Annotated in this window: 16 protein-coding genes; 7 read left to right on the top strand and 9 right to left on the bottom strand. The window is 72.5% G+C overall.

Features of this window, described 5'->3' with window-relative positions; all coding sequences use genetic code 11:
- Positions 1–87 precede the first annotated feature (87 nt).
- Positions 88–1,323 (top strand): trans-sulfuration enzyme family protein, encoded by a 1,236-nt coding sequence (locus QSJ60_RS11455; protein ID WP_285463675.1) that lies wholly within the window; start codon positions 88–90, stop codon positions 1,321–1,323.
- 12 nt (positions 1,324–1,335) lie between these two features.
- Here QSJ60_RS11455 and QSJ60_RS11450 read toward each other — a convergent pair whose 3' ends face one another.
- Complete coding sequence (locus QSJ60_RS11450; RefSeq protein ID WP_285463674.1) at positions 1,336–3,141, bottom strand: DEAD/DEAH box helicase; 1,806 nt, start codon at positions 3,139–3,141, stop codon at positions 1,336–1,338.
- Between the two features lie 113 nt (positions 3,142–3,254).
- Here QSJ60_RS11450 and QSJ60_RS11445 point away from each other — a divergent pair, with 113 nt between their 5' ends.
- Positions 3,255–4,097, top strand: a complete 843-nt coding sequence (locus QSJ60_RS11445) for an SGNH/GDSL hydrolase family protein (protein ID WP_189086797.1) — start codon at positions 3,255–3,257, stop codon at positions 4,095–4,097.
- Positions 4,098–4,121: 24 nt separating this feature from the next.
- Here the strand turns inward: QSJ60_RS11445 and QSJ60_RS11440 are convergent, their stop codons facing one another.
- Positions 4,122–5,483, bottom strand: a complete 1,362-nt coding sequence (locus QSJ60_RS11440) for a D-alanyl-D-alanine carboxypeptidase family protein (protein WP_285463673.1) — start codon at positions 5,481–5,483, stop codon at positions 4,122–4,124.
- A gap of 11 nt (positions 5,484–5,494) precedes the next feature.
- Positions 5,495–6,322, bottom strand: a complete 828-nt coding sequence (locus QSJ60_RS11435) for a TrmH family RNA methyltransferase (RefSeq protein ID WP_285463672.1) — start codon at positions 6,320–6,322, stop codon at positions 5,495–5,497.
- Positions 6,323–6,425: 103 nt separating this feature from the next.
- On the opposite strand from QSJ60_RS11435, the gene QSJ60_RS11430 reads away from it, so the two are divergent.
- Both QSJ60_RS11430 and QSJ60_RS11425 read left to right on the top strand, forming a co-directional pair.
- Positions 6,426–7,271, top strand: a complete 846-nt coding sequence (locus QSJ60_RS11430; protein ID WP_189086800.1) for a Sir2 family NAD-dependent protein deacetylase — start codon at positions 6,426–6,428, stop codon at positions 7,269–7,271.
- Positions 7,272–7,301: 30 nt separating this feature from the next.
- Positions 7,302–7,910: a histidine phosphatase family protein gene (locus QSJ60_RS11425; RefSeq protein ID WP_285463671.1), complete on the top strand. Its 609-nt coding sequence runs from the start codon at positions 7,302–7,304 to the stop codon at positions 7,908–7,910.
- Positions 7,911–7,917: 7 nt separating this feature from the next.
- Here the strand turns inward: QSJ60_RS11425 and QSJ60_RS11420 are convergent, their stop codons facing one another.
- Both QSJ60_RS11420 and QSJ60_RS11415 read right to left on the bottom strand, forming a co-directional pair.
- Entirely contained in the window at positions 7,918–9,015 is a 1,098-nt protein-coding gene (locus QSJ60_RS11420) for a glycosyltransferase family 4 protein (RefSeq protein WP_285463670.1), read from the bottom strand.
- Complete coding sequence (locus QSJ60_RS11415; RefSeq protein WP_189086803.1) at positions 9,012–9,902, bottom strand: alpha/beta fold hydrolase; 891 nt, start codon at positions 9,900–9,902, stop codon at positions 9,012–9,014. Before QSJ60_RS11415 ends, QSJ60_RS11420 begins: the two co-directional genes overlap by 4 nt.
- A 60-nt stretch (positions 9,903–9,962) precedes the next feature.
- Between QSJ60_RS11415 and QSJ60_RS11410 the strand changes: the two genes are divergently transcribed.
- The gene (locus QSJ60_RS11410) at positions 9,963–10,661 is read left to right on the top strand and encodes an exonuclease domain-containing protein (protein WP_189086804.1); all 699 of its coding nucleotides are present in this window, start codon (positions 9,963–9,965) and stop codon (positions 10,659–10,661) included.
- A gap of 128 nt (positions 10,662–10,789) precedes the next feature.
- Here QSJ60_RS11410 and QSJ60_RS11405 read toward each other — a convergent pair whose 3' ends face one another.
- From QSJ60_RS11405 to glgA, 3 genes are all read right to left on the bottom strand, one after another.
- A complete protein-coding gene (locus QSJ60_RS11405) occupies positions 10,790–11,044 on the bottom strand; it encodes a type B 50S ribosomal protein L31 (RefSeq protein ID WP_189086805.1) in 255 nt (84 codons plus the stop codon).
- Between the two features lie 143 nt (positions 11,045–11,187).
- A complete protein-coding gene (locus tag QSJ60_RS11400; RefSeq protein WP_189086806.1) occupies positions 11,188–11,976 on the bottom strand; it encodes an ABC transporter ATP-binding protein in 789 nt (262 codons plus the stop codon).
- Between the two features lie 65 nt (positions 11,977–12,041).
- Positions 12,042–13,229, bottom strand: coding sequence for a glycogen synthase (gene glgA, locus QSJ60_RS11395; RefSeq protein ID WP_285463669.1), 1,188 nt, complete (start codon positions 13,227–13,229; stop codon positions 12,042–12,044).
- 92 nt (positions 13,230–13,321) lie between these two features.
- Here glgA and glgC point away from each other — a divergent pair, with 92 nt between their 5' ends.
- Entirely contained in the window at positions 13,322–14,569 is a 1,248-nt protein-coding gene (glgC, locus tag QSJ60_RS11390) for a glucose-1-phosphate adenylyltransferase (RefSeq protein WP_189086808.1), read from the top strand.
- Positions 14,566–15,234 (top strand): phosphoserine phosphatase SerB, encoded by a 669-nt coding sequence (serB, locus tag QSJ60_RS11385; protein ID WP_285463668.1) that lies wholly within the window; start codon positions 14,566–14,568, stop codon positions 15,232–15,234. The genes glgC and serB overlap by 4 nt, the downstream gene beginning before the upstream one ends.
- Positions 15,235–15,555: 321 nt before the next feature.
- On the opposite strand, the gene QSJ60_RS11380 is transcribed toward serB, so the two are convergent.
- Positions 15,556–17,022 (bottom strand): HNH endonuclease signature motif containing protein, encoded by a 1,467-nt coding sequence (locus QSJ60_RS11380; protein ID WP_285463667.1) that lies wholly within the window; start codon positions 17,020–17,022, stop codon positions 15,556–15,558.
- Positions 17,023–17,126: the final 104 nt, after the last annotated feature.

The following is a 17,126-nucleotide window of genomic DNA, read 5'->3' as shown; positions in this document are numbered from 1 at the left end:
CTCGATGAATCTGCGAGAAATTCTATCAGTACGAGGGAAGCTGCGACAGATCTTGATGAACTCTGCAGATCCTGCTTCATTGGCGGAATGCAGACTTCGACCTCGCGCTTCGAGACGCGCGCCGTGCACGCCGGGATGGACGGCGTTCGCGAACTCGGCTCCCATGTTCCTCCCATCGACCTCTCCACGACGAATCCACTGCCCTCGGTCGAGCTCGGCGGGCGCTCCTACGAGGAGCTCGCCGGCGGCCAGGATCTCGGCGACGACCGCTCGGCGGTCTACCAGCGGCTCTGGCAACCGGGCGTCGCCCGCTTCGAGTCAGCCCTCGCGGAACTCGAGGGGGCTGACGGCGCGGTCGCCTTCGCGAGCGGGATGGCGGCGCTCTCGGCCCTGCTCATCGCGACGGCGAGCGCCGGGCGTCCGCACATCGTGGCGGTGCGCCCGCTCTACGGCGGCACCGACCACGTGCTCGACACCGGGCTCCTCGGCACCGAGGTGAGCTGGGCGACCGTCGATGAAGTGGCCGACGCGGTCCGAGCCGACACCGGGCTCGTCGTCGTCGAGTCGCCGGCCAATCCGACCCTCGAGCTCATCGACCTCGCCGCGCTCGCTCGCGCGGCGGGCCCGGTTCCCCTCCTCGTCGACAACACCTTCGCGACGCCTGTACTGCAGCGCCCCATCGAGCACGGCGCCGCGCTCGTGCTGCACAGCGCCACGAAGTACCTGGGCGGGCACGGCGACGTCATGGGCGGCGTCGTCGCGGGCGATCGCGAGTGGGTCGAACGTCTGCGGCAGGTTCGCGCGCTCACCGGCGGGCTGCTGCATCCGTTCGCGGCGTACCTGCTGCACCGGGGGTTCCGCACCCTGCCGGTACGGGTGCGCGCGCAGCAAGCGACCGCGGGCGAGCTCGCGCAGCGCCTCGCCGCGCACCCGGCCGTCTCGAGGGTGCACTATCCGGGCCTGCCCGGTCAGGACCCGCTGGGGCTCGTCGGCCGCCAGCAGGCGGGGCCCGGTTCGATCATCGCGCTCGATCTCGACGGCGGCTTCGAGGCGGCGCAGCGCTTCGTGGAGGCGTGCGAGCTCGTCACGCACGCCGTCTCGCTCGGCGGGGTGGACTCGCTCGTGCAGCATCCGGCGTCGCTCACGCATCGACCGGTCGCAGGCGAGGCGAAGCCCGCGGCGGGCGTCGTCCGGCTCTCGATCGGGCTCGAGCACGTCGACGACCTCGCCGAGGATCTGTTGCGGGCGCTCGACGTCGCCGCGCTCACGGTGGCCCCGGCGGCGTCGGACCGGCGCGAGTTCGCGGCGGCCGCCGCGGACTGAGCGCCGGCGGCGTCAGCGGGCGCCGAGCCGCTTGCGCACGAACTCGATGCGCGCCTGGAGCTGGGTCACCGTCGCCTGCGCGACCGCGGGGCCGCCGCAGATGCGCCGCAGCTCGGAGTGCACCTGCGAGTGCGGCTCGCCGGTCTGCCGCGCCCAGAGCCCGACGAGGCTGTTCAGCAGCGCACGCTGCTCCTTCAGCGTGCGGTAGAGGGCGACGGGCTCGGCATGCTCCTCGTCGGCGACGGTGTGCTTGCGGCGCTCGCCGGCGCGGCGTGCCTGCCGGGCCTGGCGATGGCGGAGCAGCTCGGACACCTGCTCGGGCTCGAGGAGGCCCGGGATGCCGATGAAGTCGAACTCCTCGTCGCTGCCGGGCTCGGCGAGTGTGCCGAACTCGGTGCCGTCGTACACGACGCGGTCGAAGGTGGCGTCAGAGGCGATCGCCTGCCAGGTGAACTCGGCGGAGAGCTCGTCGGACGCCTTCTCCTCGCGATTCGCCGCCTCGAGCAGGCCGTCGTCCAGGCCCGGGTCGTCTCCCCCGTCGCCGTCGCGACGGTCGAGCGCATGGTCGCGCTGCCGTTCGAGCTCGCTCGCGAGCGCCATCAGCACCGGCACGTTCGGCAGGAAGACGGAGGCCGTCTCCCCGCGGCGCCGGGCGCGCACGAAGCGGCCGATGGCCTGCGCGAAGAACAGTGGCGTCGAGGAACTCGTCGCGTACACGCCGACGGCGAGCCGCGGCACGTCGACCCCCTCCGACACCATGCGCACCGCGACCATCCACCGGCTCGTCGACGCCGAGAACGCCTCGATGTTGGCCGAGGCCTCCTTGTCGTCGGAGAGCACGACGGTGACCCGTTCGCCGCAGATCTGCTCGAGCTGCTGCGCGTAGGCGCGGGCGACGGTCTGATCGGTCGCCAGCACGAGTCCGCCGGCGTCGGGGATCGACTGGCGCACCTCGCTCAAACGTCGGTCGGCGGCCTTCAGCACGGCGGGGATCCACTCCCCGCTCGGCTCGAGGGCGGTGCGCCAGGCGGCGGAGGTGATGTCCTTCGTGTTGTCCTCGCCGAGCCGGGCCTCCATCTCGTCGCCGGCCTTCGTGCGCCAGCGCATGTGGCCGGCGTAGACCATGAAGATGACGGGGCGGACGACGCCGTCCGCCAGGGCCCGGTCGTAGCCGTAGGCGTAGTCGGTGCGGGAGACGCGCACGCCCTTCGCGTCCGGGGCGTACTCGACGAACGGGATGGGCGCGGTATCGCTGCGGAAGGGCGTGCCGGTGAGCGAGAGCCGCTTCGTGGCGGGCTCGAAGGCCTCGCGGATGGCGTCGCCCCAGGACAGGGTGTCGCCGCCGTGGTGCACCTCGTCGAGGATGATGAGACTGCGACCCGAGAGCGTGAGCTCGCGGTGCAGGGCGGGGCGCATCGCGACCTGCGCGTACGTCACGGCGACGCCGTGGAAGTGCCGCGCGGAGCGGCCGTGCGCATTGCGGAAGCCGGGGTCGAGGCGGATGCCGACGCGGTCGGCGGCGTCGGCCCACTGCCGCTTCAGGTGGTCGGTGGGCGCCACGACGGTGATGCGGTCGATGATGCGCCGCGCGCGCAGCTCGGCCGCGAGGCGGAGCGCGAAGGTCGTCTTGCCGGCGCCGGGCGTGGCCGCCGCGAGGAAGTCGCGGGGCAGCTGCTCGAGGTAGTGCTCGAGGGCTTCGGCCTGCCAGGCGCGGAGCTTGGACGCGGTGCCCCAGGCGGCGCGCTCGGGATAGGACGGCGAGAGGTGCTCGGCGGCCGAGGTGCCCGGGTGGGCGCCGTTCGGAATCACTGAGCTCATGAGGATACGAGGTTACCTGAGGCATCCGACCCGGGCGAAGCCGGATCGCCGACCGGGCGTGGCGCGCCGTCGAAGCGAGCCGCGCGCTCCGGCGACGTGTGCAGAATGGAGGAATGCCAGTCGGAGCAACGTCCAATGAATCCGCCGAGGCGGCGCCCCTCGAGCCGCGCCACCCGTGGTCGCGCTACGTCGCCCTGGGCGACTCCTTCACCGAGGGCATCGGCGACCCGGAGCCGACCGTGCCGGGCGGGCATCGCGGCTGGGCGGACCGCGTCGCCGAGGTGCTCGCGCAGGGCGACGACGACTTCGCCTACGCGAACCTCGCCATCCGTGGTCGGCTCATCCAGCAGATCATCGACGAGCAGATCGAGCCCGCGCTCGCGCTCCGCCCCGACCTGATCACGATCTCGGCCGGCGGCAACGACGTCATCCGTCCGGGCACCGACCCGGACGAGATCTCCGCCCGCTTCGAGTACGCCGTCGAGCGGCTCTCCCGCGACCGGGCCACGATCGTGCTGTTCACCGGCGTCGACGTCGGCTTCTCCCCCGTGTTCCGCGGCATCCGCGGCAAGGTCGCGATCTACAACGAGAACCTTCGCGCGATCGCGGCGAAGCACGACCTGCTCGTCGCCGATCAGTGGGCGCTCACCGAGATCCAGGACCAGCGCATGTGGGCCCCCGACCGGCTGCACCTGAACCCGCTCGGCCACCACACGGTCGCCCGCATGGTGCTCGCGACGCTCAACGTCGACAACGACCTCGAGCCCTCGACGCCCGAGCCGCTCCCGGCCCGCAGCTGGCGCGAGGCGCGGGTGGGCGACCTCGCCTGGGCGCGGGAGTACCTCGTGCCCTGGGTGGTGCGGCGCATCCGCCACCAGTCCTCGGGCGACTTCGTCACCGCCAAGCGGCCGGATGCCGGTCCGTACGCCGTGCCGGGCGGAACCGAGCGCGGCTGACCGGGCGGACGACCGCGCGGGCGCTCAGCCGCGCCCGGCGCTCGCCGGGGCGTCGAGGGCGCCGGGGTTGCCGAGCCGCCACCAGGCGCCCGGGTCCTCGAGCGGGGCGTCCAGCCGCAGCGGCACGACGATCGAGCGGGCTCCGGCGGTCACGGTCGCGGTGCCGACGTCGCTGCCGTCGGCGGCGGTCGTGACCGAGGCTGCGTCGACGGCGACCTCGACCGGGGTGTCGCTCCAGACGACGAGCCGGGCGGCTTCGCTCGCCTCGGCGTGCGCGGTCTGGCCCCACGGGGTGGCGTAGCTCGCGAGGTCCGCGCCCTCGTCGAAGACGGTGACCTCGCGGAAGCCGGGCGCGACGCTGTCCAGGAGCGCCGCGACCGCCTCGCGCAGGCTCGCGTGGTCGGGGGCGTCGAGCAGGACGCCGACGATCGTGACCGACTCGTCGCCGACCGGGACGTCGGCGGAGAACAGCAGGTTCGCCGCGTCGTCGGTGGTGCCGGTCTTGATGCCGTCGACGCCGTGCGTGCCCAGCAGTTTGTTCGAGTTCTCGATCGCGCCGAGCTCCGGCAGCTCCACCTGCTGGGTCGCGACGATCGAGGCGACGACGGGGTTCTCGAGCGCGAGCTCGCCGAGCCGGACGAGCTCGGCCGGCGTGCTCGTGTTGTCGAGGGAGAGGCCGCTGGAGTCGGCGATCACGGTGTGCTGGAAGCCATGGTCGGCGAGCCAGGTCCTGGCGCGCTCGAGGAAGGCCTCCTGCGAGCCGAACGCCCAGTTCGAGATGGAGATGGCGTAGTTGTTGCCGGACGGCAGCAGCATCGCCTCGAGGCTCTGCACGAGGCTCAGCGAGATGCCGGGCTCCACGGGGGCGACGGAGCCGTTCTGGGCGATCATGTCCCAGTACAGCTCGACGTCGGCCTCCGTGTAGGCGAGCTCCGGTCCGCTCTCCCCCGCGGCGACGGGGTTGGCGTCGAGCACGACGAGCGCGGTGATGATCTTGGTGATGCTCGCCGTCGGCAGCGGCGCATCCGCCGAGCCGCCGACGAGGAGCCCGTCGAAGCCGACCGCGCCGACCGCGTACCCGCCGAAGCCGGGCAGTGCGAGCGGCTGGGCCGCCTGGGCGACCGGTTGCGGCGCGGTGACGACCGCCGCGGCCGCGGGGATCGGCGCGCCGAGCGCCCGCCCGACGTAGACGCCGCCCGAGACGAGCAGGGCGAGGACGATCGCGAGCGCGCCGAATACGACGATCCGGCGGCGACGGTACACCTGCGCCCTGGCCTGCCGCGCGGCCGCGGCTGGATCGCTGGCGGACTCGGCTGGCTCGGTGCCGGCGCGGGGCGGGCGCGCGGCGTCGTGCTCGGCCTCGCGGCCGGGGGCTTCGGTCGTCATCGAGTGCGAGCCTAGCCGTCGGAGCCGTGTTCGGGCTGGAGGTCGGTCAGCGCGTACAGGACCACCGCGGCGGCGGCGGCGACGTTCAGCGAGTCGACCTCGTGCAGCATCGGGATCGTCACGATGCGGTCGGCGGCGGACAGCGCCCGTCGGCTGAGGCCGTCGCCCTCCGCCCCGAAGACGAGCGCGAGCCGTTCCGGCGGGTCCTTCGCGAGCGTGCGCAGCGAGACGGCGTCGTCGGCGAGGGCGAGCGCGGCGATCTCGAAGCCGTGCTCGTGGAGGAGCGGGGCGGCCTCGTCCCAGTCCGGAAGCCGCGTCCACGGCACCTGGAACACGGTGCCCATGCTGACCCGGACGCTCCGGCGGTAGAGCGGGTCGGCGCAGCGGGGGCTCACGAGCACCGCGTCCGCGCCGAGGCCGGCGACGGAGCGGAAGATCGCCCCGACGTTGGTGTGATCGACGATGTCCTCGAGCACGACGACGCGCCGGGCGTCGCGGAGCAGTTCGGCCGGGGCGGGGAGCTCGGGCCGCTCGAACGCGGCGAGGGCGCCGCGGTGCACGCGGTAGCCAGTGATCTGCTCGAGCTGGGCCGCGTCGGCGAGGTGCACGGGCACGTCGTAGGCGGCGAGCAGCGGCTCGAGCCCCGCGAGCCACTTCTCCTCCATCAGCACGGAGCGCGGCCGGTGCCCGGCCGCGAGCGCGCGGGCGATGACCTTGGCGGACTCGGCCAGGTAGATGCCGCGCTCCGGCTCGGTCGCGCTGCGCAGCGCGACGTCCGTGAGATCGGCGTAATCGGCGACGGCGTCGGATGCCGCGTCGCGCACTCGTTTGACGTGCAATGGTCCTCCCGGCCCCAAGCCTGCCATCCCAGGAAACAAACTCGAAAAGCGCGGTGTTTACCATCGTGGGAGACGTCCTGTGAACGCCGTCGATTGGAGCCGTGTGAGCACCAGCACTGCAGAGCCCGCCGTGGCGGGCCTGGACCGCGCGATCGACGTGCTCGGCGCCGGCACCGTCGCCGTCCTCACCGGGGCCGGCGTGAGCACGGACTCGGGCATCCCCGACTACCGCGGCGAGGGGGCCCCGCGGCGCTCGCCGATGACGTTCCAGACCTTCGTCGGCTCCGAGCCGGCGCGCAAGCGCTACTGGGCGGGCAGCCACCTCGGCTGGCGCTCCTTCGGCTCCGCGCAGCCGAACGACGGCCACCGCGCGCTCGCGCGCCTCGAGGCGTCCGGGGTGGCGAGCGGCGTCGTCACGCAGAACGTCGACGGGCTGCACCGCCGTGCGGGCAGTCGCCGCGTCGTGGAGCTGCACGGCGGCATGGACCGCGTCATCTGCCTCGCCTGCGGTCAGCTCTTCGCGCGCGAGGCGATCGCCGAGCGGCTCACCGCGCTGAACCCAGGACTCGAGCCCGAGCTCGAACGGGCCATGCGCACGAACCCGGACGGCGACGTCGAGGTCGACGACGTGGCGGGCATGCGCATCCCCGAGTGCTCCGTCTGCGGGGGCATGCTGAAGCCCGACGTGGTCTTCTTCGGCGAGTTCGTGCCGGTCGAGACCTTCCGCTCCGCGGCCGGCGTGGTCGAGGCGGCCGACTCGCTCCTCGTCGCCGGCAGCTCGCTCGTCGTGAACTCCGGCATCCGCCTCATCGAGCTCGCCCGGCGGCGGCGTCTGCCGATCGTCGTCGTGAACCGCGGCGAGACGAAGGGCGACGGCCGGGCCGCGGTGAAGATCGACGCCGGCACCACCGAGACCCTGACCGCGATCGCCGATGCCCTCGCGTCGTGAACACGCAGGCGCGTCTGCGAGCATGGTCGGATGACCGAGCTCAGCAGGATGCCGCTCCAGCCCGTCACGATCGCGCTCGTCCGGCACGGCGAGACCGACTGGAACCGTGAGCGGCGCATCCAGGGGCTCACCGACATCCCGCTGAACGACACCGGCCGGCAGCAGGCGGCCGCGACGGCCGAGGCGCTCCGCGACGAGTCGTGGGATGCGATCTACGCGAGCCCGCTGTCGCGTGCGGCCGAGACGGCGTCGATCATGGCGGCCGGGCTCGGCCTCGCGGAGCCCGTGCACGTTCCCGAGCTCGTCGAACGGCGGCACGGCGCGCTCGAGGGCCTCGATCCAGAGGGCCGGGCCGCGCTCGAGGCATCCGCAGCGACGATCGAGGGACTGGAGCCCCGATCCGCCGTCATCGAGCGCAGCTCGGCGGCGCTCCTCGCGCTCGCGGAGCGGCACCCGGGCGGACGCGTGCTCGCGGTCGCGCACGGCGGCGTCATCCACTCGCTGATCCTGCACCTCAGCGATTGGACGCTTCCCGCCCCCGGCTACCGCATCGACAACGGTTCGGTGCATCTCGTGCGCGTCGTCGACGGGGCGCTCGAGCTCGTCGAGCCGGAGCGGCTGACCGGCACCGGCGACTGACGCGCGCTCAGGCGCGTCGTCGGGTGCGCCGGCCGCCCTCCTCGGCGACCGTGCGCTGCATGAGCTCGAGCAGTCGTTCCGCGGACGCCGCCCAGGTGTAGCCCGCCGCGCGCTCCACGGCGAGCTCGGATCGCCGCGGCCACTGGTCCTCGGCTTCGAGGTCGCGCACCGCGCGGACGAGGTCGTCGGGATCGTTCGGGTCGAAGTAGAGGGCGGCGTCGCCGCCGATCTCCCGGAAGATGGGGATGTCGCTGACGACGATCGGCGTGCCGACGCGCATCGCCTCGACGAGCGGGATGCCGAAGCCCTCCGCGCGCGAGGCGTGCACGAGCGCGGTCGCGTTCGAGAGCAGCTCGGCGTACTCCTCGTCGCTCGCGCCGTCGTGGAACACGATCCGCGCGTCCGGGGCGAGCCGGGTGAGCCGGCGGCGCTCCTCGTCGTCGATCCGACTCATCAGGTGCAGCTCGTGGTCCGGCAGCTTCGCCGCCGCCCGCACGAGCGTGTCGACGCCCTTGTACGGCATGAACGAGCCCATGTAGACGAGCCGGCCGCGGGTCGGGCGCTGCCGCGGCAGCTCGGGCCGGCCGAGCTCGTCCGAGGCGTTCGGCACGACGGTGACCTCGCGCTTCGTGAGCCGGTGCTCGGCGATGAGCCCCGCCGTGGTCTCGGAGACCGTGACGACGCGGTCGGCGCGGTTCAGGAGCACCCGCTGCGGCCACCACGCCAGGTGGTAGAGCCGCCAGAGCAGCCGGACCGGCCACGGCAGGTTGCGCGGCGGGGTCCGGTTCTCGTAGTAGATCAGGTCGTGCAGGGTGAGCAGCAGCCGGTAGTCGCGGCCGAGCGAGCCCATGGTCTGCATCGGCGAGAACACGAGGTCGGGCTTCAGCCGCTTCACCTGCAGCGCGACGAACGGCTCGAGCGGGCTCGTCGGTCCGCTCACGAGCTGCCAGGGCAGCTCGGGCAGCAGCTCGAGCTGGCGGTGGTCGTTGATCAGCATGGTGACGGGATGGCGCTTGCCGAGCTCGCCGACGAGGCCCGCCGTGAACCGGCTGATGCCGTCGTGCTGCCCGATGCGGGTGTACCTGCAGTCGAAGACGATCCTCACGCGGCCGCTCCGTGCGGCACGAACCCGAGGATGCGTCGGGCGGCGTCGCCCGGCGCCTCGTAGTGGATGAGGTGTCCGACCTCGGGGATGACCTCGAGGCGCGCGTCGGGGAAGCGCCCGACGAGCACGTGCTGCGCCGAGAGCGGCGTGATGTCGTCGCGCTCGGCGGCGACGAGCAGCACGGGCACGTCGATCCGCGGCGCGAACTCGCGCACGTCATGGCTCACCGAGGCTCGGAACGCCTCGAGCAGGCTGTCGCGATCGCTGAACGCCGAGAAGTAGCGGTCGTGCTGGTCGTGGATGAAACGGCGCAGCTCCCGTGACCGCGTCTTCGCCATCGTCACGCTCATGACGCGCACGATCGCCCGGCTCTTCAGCACCGCGAAGCCGGCCCGTTCCGGGAGTGCCGCGGCGGCGCGGTAGTAGGCGACGGCGAGCCGCGTCATGATGCCCCGGGGGCCCTCGAGCGCAGGCGCCCCGATCGGGTTCACCAGCACGAGGCGCTCGGGACGGAGCCCGCCGGCGACCGCTGCCGACGCCACGATCGAGCCGAACGAATGCCCGAGCAGCGTGTAGGCGCCGCCGAGCTCCAGCGAGGCGACGAAGGCGTCGAGCCACGCGGCGTAGCCGGCGATGTCGTGGGGGCCGTCGAGCGGGGCGGACTCGCCGAAGCCCGGAAGGTCGGGCGAGACGATGCGGAAGCCCGGGAGGTTCGCCACGATCGGCTCGAGCCCGTGGTGGTCGCCGCGGAAGCCGTGCACGAGCACGATCACGGGCGCGCCCGGCTCGCCGTACTCCCACCAGGCGGTCGTCGAGCCGAGCACGGTGGTGCGGTGTTCGCGCACGGGGATGCGCTCGAGCTGGGCGGCGTAGGGCGAGGCGGTCATCCGTTCCAGTCTACGGCGCGGCAGCTCGGAGCTGTCGGAGGCCGCACGTAGGGTGACGGCATGATCGATGCCACCGCCGACTGGGCCGACACCCTCGCCGTCTTCGACCTCGAGACCACGGGCATCGACATCGACACCTGTCGTATCGTCACCGCCTACGTCGGCGTGCTCGACCGCGACGGGCGGGTCGTCGAGCAGCGCAGCTGGCTGGCCGACCCGGGGGTGGAGATCCCCACCGCCGCGAGCCTCATCCACGGCGTCTCGACGGAGCGCGCCCGGGCCGAGGGACTGCCGGCGGCGCGCGTCGTCGCCGAGATCGTCGCGGCCCTCGCCGACGCCGCGGCTCGCGGGCTGCCGATCGTCGCGTACAACGCCGCGTACGACCTCTCCGTGCTGTCGCGCGAGGCCGAGCGCTACGGGGTCGCTCCCCTGCCTGGCCCCGGGCCCGTCGTCGATCCGCTCGTCATCGACAAGGCGGTCGACCGCTACCGGCGCGGCAAGCGCACGCTGACCGCTGCGGCGGCGCACTACGGGGTCGAACTCGTCGATGCCCATGACGCCGGTGCCGACGCCGCGGCGGCGGGCCGGGTGGCGCAGGCGATCGCCCGCAGGTACCCCGAGGTGGCAGTGCTGGCCGCGGCCGAGCTGCACGAACGGCAGGTCGACTGGGCGCGCCTGCAGGCCGAGAGCTATCAGGACTGGCGGCGGCGCAACGGTGAGCCCGAATTCGTCGCCGTCGGCGCCTGGCCGCTGCGGTAGCCCGGCCGCTGCGGTAGCCCGGCCGCTGCGGGAACCCGGCTCGCCGCGCGGCGTCGCGCCCGGCCATCCGCCCGAGAACGACGAACGGGCGGGCGACCCGAAGGTCGCCCGCCCGTGTCGCGGTGGTCTTAGTTGGAGCCGCCGAAGCCCTTGAAGCGCTGGTTGAACTTCTCGACGCGGCCGGCCGAGTCCATGATGCGCTGCTTGCCCGTGTAGAACGGGTGCGACTCGCTCGAGATCTCGACGTCGATGACCGGGTAGGTGGCACCGTCGAGCTCGATCGTCTTGTCGCTCGTCGCGGTCGAACGCGTGAGGAACGTGGCGCCCGACGCCAGGTCGCGGAAGACGATGGCGTTGTACTCGGGGTGGATGTCGGTCTTCATGAAGACTTCCTTGATCAGTAATCGAGATGGATGGGGATTCCGCCGCCGTGGCCGACTGCTCGGTTGGCGCAGTACGGCGGCAGGGAAGCTCAGTGGCCCTCGGGCCAGCTCACGAGTTTAGCAGACGCAGCGCGATGCCGCCCTCAGGCGGTCGCCCGCGCGGCGAAGCGGCCGTCGTTCTCGCTCAGTTCGATCGGCAGGCCGAAGGTCTCGCTCAGGGTGTCGGCGGTGAGCGCCTCTGCGAACGGGCCCGACGCGACGACCTCCCCCTGCTTGAGCAGGAGGGCGTGCGTGAACCCCTGCGGGATCTCTTCGACGTGGTGGGTGACCATGACGATGGCCGGTGAGGCCGTCGACGACGCGTAGCCGCCGAGGAGTCCGACGAGCTCCTCGCGGGCGCCGAGGTCGAGGCTCGCGGCCGGCTCGTCGAGCAGCAGCAGCTCGGGGTCGGTCATCACGGCGCGGGCGATCTGCACGCGCTTCTGCTCGCCGTCGGAGAGGCTGCCGAAGCGGCGATCGGCGAAGCGCTCGAGGCCCCACTCGGAGAGCACGCGCTGCGCGCGACGGAGGTCGATCTCCTCGTACTCCTCGTTCCAGCGGCCCGCGACCGAATAGGCGGCGGTGAGGACGACGTCGAGCACGGTCTCGGACTTCGGCAGCTTGCGGGCCATCGCGGACGAGGCGAAGCCGATCATCGGGCGGAGTTCGAAGACGTCGACCTTGCCGAGCGACTCGAGCAGCACCTCGGCTTCGCCCGAAGTCGGGTGCATCGCGGCCGCGGCGATCTGCAGCAGCGTGGTCTTGCCGGCGCCGTTCGGGCCGAGCACCACCCAGCGCTCGTCGGCCCTGACCGTCCAGTCGATCCCGTCGAGGATGGTGTTCCCATCGCGGACCACCGACACATCGCTGAACTTCAGAACCGTGCTCGCCATGCGATCCATGCTATCGGCAGCCGGGGGCCTCGATGGCCCACGCCCGAACCCGTGAGCCGGGCCCGTCAGCGCGCGAGCGCCGCGCGGTACACCTCGCGGGTGCGCTCGGCGATGGCGGCCCAGCCGAAGTGCGCCTCGGCCCGCTCCCGGCCGGCCGCGCCGAGCCGACGCGCGCAGTCGGGATCGGCGAGCACCCGCTCCAGCGCGGCGGCGAGATCGGCGACGTAGCGCTCGGGATCGAGGGGCGTGCCAGTGCCGTCATCGGCCTGTTCGATCGGCACGAGCACGCCGGTGACCCCGTCCTCGACGACCTCCGGGATGCCGCCGGTGGCCGTGCCGACGACAGCCGCCCCGCACGCCATGGCCTCGAGGTTCACGATGCCGAGCGGCTCGTAGATGGAGGGGCAGACGAACGCGGTGGCCGCGGTGAGCAGCGCCGTCAGTTCGCCCCGCGGCAGGTGCCGGTCGATCCAGACCACGCCGTCGCGCTCGCGACGGAGCTCCTCGACGAGCCCCGTGACCTCGGCCATGATCTCTGGGGTGTCCGGCGCGCCCGCGCAGAGCACGAGCTGGGCGTCGGCGGGCAGCCGGCGCGCGGCGCGGAGCAGGTACGGCAGCCCCTTCTGCCTGGTGATCCGCCCGACGAACACGACCGAGGGGCGGTCGGGATCGACGCCCAGCGCACGCACGAGCGCGGCGTCGTCGTTCGGCGCCCAGTCCACGAGGTCGATGCCGTTGTAGACGACCTCGACGCGGGCCGGGTCGATCGCCGGGTAGGCGCGGAGGATGTCTCGACGCATCCCCTCGCTCACCGCGATCACGGCGTCGGCGTCCTCGAAGGCGGTGCGCTCCGCCCACGACGACAGGGCGTATCCCCCGCCGAGCTGCTCGGCCTTCCACGGTCGCAGCGGCTCGAGGCTGTGCGCGGTGACGACGTGCGGGATGCCGTGCAGCCGCTTCGCGGTGAAGCCGGCGAAGTTCGCGTACCAGGTGTGCGAGTGCACGAGCTCGGCGCCGGCGACGTCGCCGGCCATGAGCAGGTCGACGCCCATCGTGCCGAGCGCGGCGTTGCGGCCGTCGAACTCGGCCGGCGGCGCGTACGCGAAGGTGCCGGGTTCCGCTCTCGGAGCGCCGAAGCAGCGGACGCGGACCTCGAGGTCGCGACGGAGCGCCCGGACGAGTTCGGCGACGTGCACGCCGGCGCCTCCGTAGACCTCCGGCGGGTACTCCCTGGTGAGCAGATCGACCAGCATGCCGCCACGCTAGCGCAGCGTGGTGCGGCCGCGCTGGACTCGGTTCGACTCGGAGGGGACGAATCCGGCCGCCGCTCGTTACGCTGGGGACCATGGTTGCGCGCAAGGTCTTCGCGATCGTCCTCGCCGGCGGCGAGGGCAAGCGATTGATGCCCCTAACCGAGGACCGTGCGAAGCCGGCCGTGCCCTTCGGCGGGCAGTACCGGCTCATCGACTTCGCGCTCTCCAACCTGCTGAACTCGGGGCTGCGCCAGATCGTCGTGCTCACGCAGTACAAGTCGCACAGCCTCGACCGCCACGTCTCGCAGACCTGGCGTCTGAGCGGGCTGCTGAACTCGTACGTCGCCTCGGTGCCCGCGCAGCAGCGGCTCGGCAAGCGCTGGTTCTCCGGATCCGCGGACGCCATCCTGCAGAGCCTGAACCTGATCCACGACGAGCGGCCCGATCTCATCGTCGTCGTGGGTGCCGATCACGTGTACCGCATGGACTTCGCGCAGATGGTCGACGCCCACGTCGAGTCCGGCGCCGCCGCCACGGTCGCCGCCATCCGCCAGCCGATCTCGCTCGCCGACCAGTTCGGCGTCATCGAGGTCGACGCCGATCAGCCCGACCGCATCTCGCGCTTCCTCGAGAAGCCCACCCACCCGGTCGGCCTCCCCGACGCGCCAGGGTCGGTGCTCGCCTCGATGGGCAACTACGTGTTCGACGCCGACGCGCTCATCGACGCGGTGAAGCGGGACGGGGACCGCGCCGACTCCGGGCACGACATGGGCGGCGACATCATCCCGGCTTTCGTCGAGGAAGGGCGCGCCGGCGTCTACGACCTGCAGCGCAACGACGTGCCCGGCGCCACCGACCGCGACCGCTACTACTGGCGCGACGTCGGAACCATCGACTCGTACTTCGAGGCGCACCAGGACCTCATCTCGGTGCTGCCCGTGTTCAACCTCTACAACCGGGAGTGGCCGATCTTCAGCCAGCAGCTCAACTCGCCTCCGGCGAAGTTCACGAGGGACGCCCGCGGCGCCCTCGGCACCGTCATCGACTCGATCGTCTCGCTCGGTTCGGTCATCTCCGGCGCTCATCTCGAACGCAGCGTCATCGGGCCGTGGGCGATGGTGGGTTCCGGCGCCCACGTGGCGGACTCGATCCTCTTCGACCGCGCCCGAATCGAGGGCGGTGCCACGGTGCGCCGGGCCATCCTCGACAAGGAGGTCGTCGTCGAGGAGGGCGCCCAGGTGGGCATCGACCGGCAGCAGGATCTCGCGCGCGGCTTCATCGTGACCGAGAGCGGCATCACCGTCGTGGGCAAGGGCTCGCGCATCCGGGCTCGCGCGTGAGCGCCGCAGCCCCGGCCGCCTCGCGCGGCCCGCTCGTCGTGCTCGATGCGGACTCGACCCTCATCCGTGAGGAAGCGATCGAGCTGCTCGCCGAAGAGGCCGGAACGCTCGCGCACGTCGCGGCCGTCACCGAACGGGCGATGCGCGGCGAGCTCGACTTCGCCGAGAGCCTGCGCGAGCGGGTGGCGACGCTCGCCGGATTGGATGCCTCGATCCTCCCCCGCGTGCGGGAGCGGATGACCCCGACGCCGGGTCTCGACCGCCTCATCGCGGGCGTGCATGCCGCGGGCGGGCGCATCGGCGTCGTCTCCGGGGGCTTCCATGAGCTCCTCGATCCGCTAGCCGAACGACTCGGCCTCGACCACTCCCGGGCGAACCGGCTGGAGATCGACGGCGGGCGGTTCACCGGGCGCGTGCTCGGTCCGATCATCGATGCGGAGGCGAAGGCGGTCGCGCTCGCCGAGTGGGCGGCGGCCGGCGGCATCCCGATCGCTCGGACGATCGCCGCGGGCGATGGCGCGAACGATCTGCGGATGCTCGAGACCGCGGCGCTCGGCGTCGCGTTCTGCGCGAAGCCGGTCGTGCGCAGTCGCGCCGATGTCGTCATCGATCGACCGGACCTCTCGCAGCTCCTCCCCCTCGCCGGGCTCGCCGACGCCGGGTAGGGACGCGGTGGTTCCCCGGTGCGCTGAACGGGGTGGGATGCCTGACCAGGCCCTCGCCGGTCGGGCGCCGCTGATCCGGGGTGACGGGGTGCCCTGATCTCGGATGCGGACCGAGTGCCCGGAGGGGCCGATCGGTGCCGAGTCGCGGAGTGGCCGCTCCCTGCACGATTGCGCCGCGCCCACGATTGCGCCGCGCCCACGATTGCGCCGCGCCGACCATTGCGACGCACTGTGGCGTGCCCGCGCGGGGACGCAGTCGATGTCCCGGCGTGGATGTGCCCGGCCGTACCGTCGCGCGCACAGCGACGCCAGCGGGCGTGTTTAGAAGGGTGCGGGTTCGGGGTAGCGCTGGGGTTCGGGTGGGTGCTCGGTGGAGTGTTGGGGTGGGTGCAGGTGTTGGGGTGTGGTGGTGGCGGTGTGGCCGGTGGGGGTGTGCCAGGTGATGGTGCCGTCGGGGGTGCGGGTGATGCGGAACTTGGTGTGGTGTTTGAGGGTGTGGTCGGTGCGGCAGGTGGGGGCGAGGTTGGTGGTGTTGGTGGGGCCGCCTGCGGCCCAGGGGTGGAGGTGGTCGAGGTCGCTTTGGTGGGCGGGTCTGGTGCAGCCGGGTCTGGTGCAGGTGCCGTAGTGGTGGGTGAGCCAGCGGCGTTGGGCGGTGGTGGTGCGGTATCGGGTGCGGTCCAGGGTGAGTGGGGCGGCGGTGATGGGGTCGGTGATCAGGCGGAGGAAGGTGGGCGCGTGGGCGAAGAGGTGTCGGGCGGTGTCGTCGTCGATGGGGCCGTGGCCGTCGAGCTCGGCCGGCGTGTAGCTGCCGTCGGGTGGGGTGGTGCGGGTGAGGGTGAAGGCGGGGATGGTGATGAGGATCTCGGTGCGCACGGCGGTGGGGGTTCCGTGGCCGGTGAGCCAGTCGGTCGCGGTGTCGGCGCGGACTTGGTCGAGGGTTCGGGTCTCACCGGGCTGGCCTGACTGGTGGGTGGCGGTGGCGTGAACGCGGGCGTGGATGCGGGCCGCGTCGACGGCGGAGACGTAGAGGCTGATCCACGCCATCCCGTCGGGGGCGGGCTCGAGGATCAGCCGTCGGGTGGTGTGGGCGCGCTGGTGTCGGGCTGCTGCGGTCTCTGGGGGTTCGAGTCGGGTGCGGAGCCGTCGGGCACGCTGCCGGAACCGGGGCAACGGGATCGTGCCGGCAAGACCGGCGAGGGTGTCGTCGAACTCTGCGAGTGCGGCGGCGTGCCGGGCGGCATCGGCCGGGGTGCGGTGCGGGTCGTTGAGGGGTACTCCGTCGAGGGTGTCGAGCGCGGCACGTACCTCGGCGTACGAGGCGATGCCGTCACGGAACCTCGCCCACAGGCGGGGCAGATACCGGTGGGCGACAGCAGCGTGGTGGGCACGGTTGCGGATCGTCGCGGCCGGCAGTTGCAGCCGCATCGACAGTTCCGCCGCGACCGAGCGGGCGGCGAGCTCTGCGACCGGGATGCCGCCGCGGGACTCGGTGTGGTGCGCGTCGGGGTGGACGTAGAGTTCGGGGTGGGTGTCGGCGAGCGCGAACGCCTGCCGGTACGCGTCGAGCTGCACGGCCTGCATGCGATTCGCTTCCAACTGGGCGCCCTCGGCGGCATCCAGCGTGGCCTGGAGTTCGGCGAACACGGCCCGCGACCCGCCAGCGGCCGACGCGACCCGCCACCCATCCAACGACGGCCAATCAGGATCAGCCCACTCAGCCTCAGCCCACTCGGCAGCACTGACCGCGGCCGGGTCGGCCGGGTCGTCGGGGTGCAGCGCATCGGGCATACCCCGACACTATCGAACACAGCTTCGAAACTCACCACCAAAGTGGCGCGCTTGCGAACTCGAAGACGTCGGACCAGGCGCGCCACGCAAGACACGCGTGAGGC

It is taken from the genome of Agromyces sp. NBRC 114283 (genome assembly GCF_030268405.1).
Lineage (GTDB): Bacteria > Actinomycetota > Actinomycetes > Actinomycetales > Microbacteriaceae > Agromyces > Agromyces mediolanus.
Note: the sequence above shows the minus strand (reverse complement) of the source record. Positions and strands in the feature narration are given on the sequence as shown.

Excerpts from the sequence above, each read along its gene's own strand:
- QSJ60_RS11455 (WP_285463675.1), top strand. The coding sequence starts at position 88 with ATGCAGACTTCGACCTCGCGCTTCGAGACGCGCGCCGTGCACGCCGGG.
- QSJ60_RS11415 (WP_189086803.1), bottom strand. The coding sequence starts at position 9,902 with ATGACCGCCTCGCCCTACGCCGCCCAGCTCGAGCGCATCCCCGTGCGC.
- QSJ60_RS11425 (WP_285463671.1), top strand. The coding sequence starts at position 7,302 with ATGACCGAGCTCAGCAGGATGCCGCTCCAGCCCGTCACGATCGCGCTC.
- QSJ60_RS11445 (WP_189086797.1), top strand. The coding sequence starts at position 3,255 with ATGCCAGTCGGAGCAACGTCCAATGAATCCGCCGAGGCGGCGCCCCTC.
- QSJ60_RS11405 (WP_189086805.1), bottom strand. The coding sequence starts at position 11,044 with ATGAAGACCGACATCCACCCCGAGTACAACGCCATCGTCTTCCGCGAC.
- QSJ60_RS11400 (WP_189086806.1), bottom strand. The coding sequence starts at position 11,976 with ATGGCGAGCACGGTTCTGAAGTTCAGCGATGTGTCGGTGGTCCGCGAT.
- QSJ60_RS11440 (WP_285463673.1), bottom strand. The coding sequence starts at position 5,483 with ATGACGACCGAAGCCCCCGGCCGCGAGGCCGAGCACGACGCCGCGCGC.
- glgC (WP_189086808.1), top strand. The coding sequence starts at position 13,322 with ATGGTTGCGCGCAAGGTCTTCGCGATCGTCCTCGCCGGCGGCGAGGGC.
- QSJ60_RS11410 (WP_189086804.1), top strand. The coding sequence starts at position 9,963 with ATGATCGATGCCACCGCCGACTGGGCCGACACCCTCGCCGTCTTCGAC.
- QSJ60_RS11380 (WP_285463667.1), bottom strand. The coding sequence starts at position 17,022 with ATGCCCGATGCGCTGCACCCCGACGACCCGGCCGACCCGGCCGCGGTC.
- QSJ60_RS11450 (WP_285463674.1), bottom strand. The coding sequence starts at position 3,141 with ATGAGCTCAGTGATTCCGAACGGCGCCCACCCGGGCACCTCGGCCGCC.
- glgA (WP_285463669.1), bottom strand. The coding sequence starts at position 13,229 with ATGCTGGTCGATCTGCTCACCAGGGAGTACCCGCCGGAGGTCTACGGA.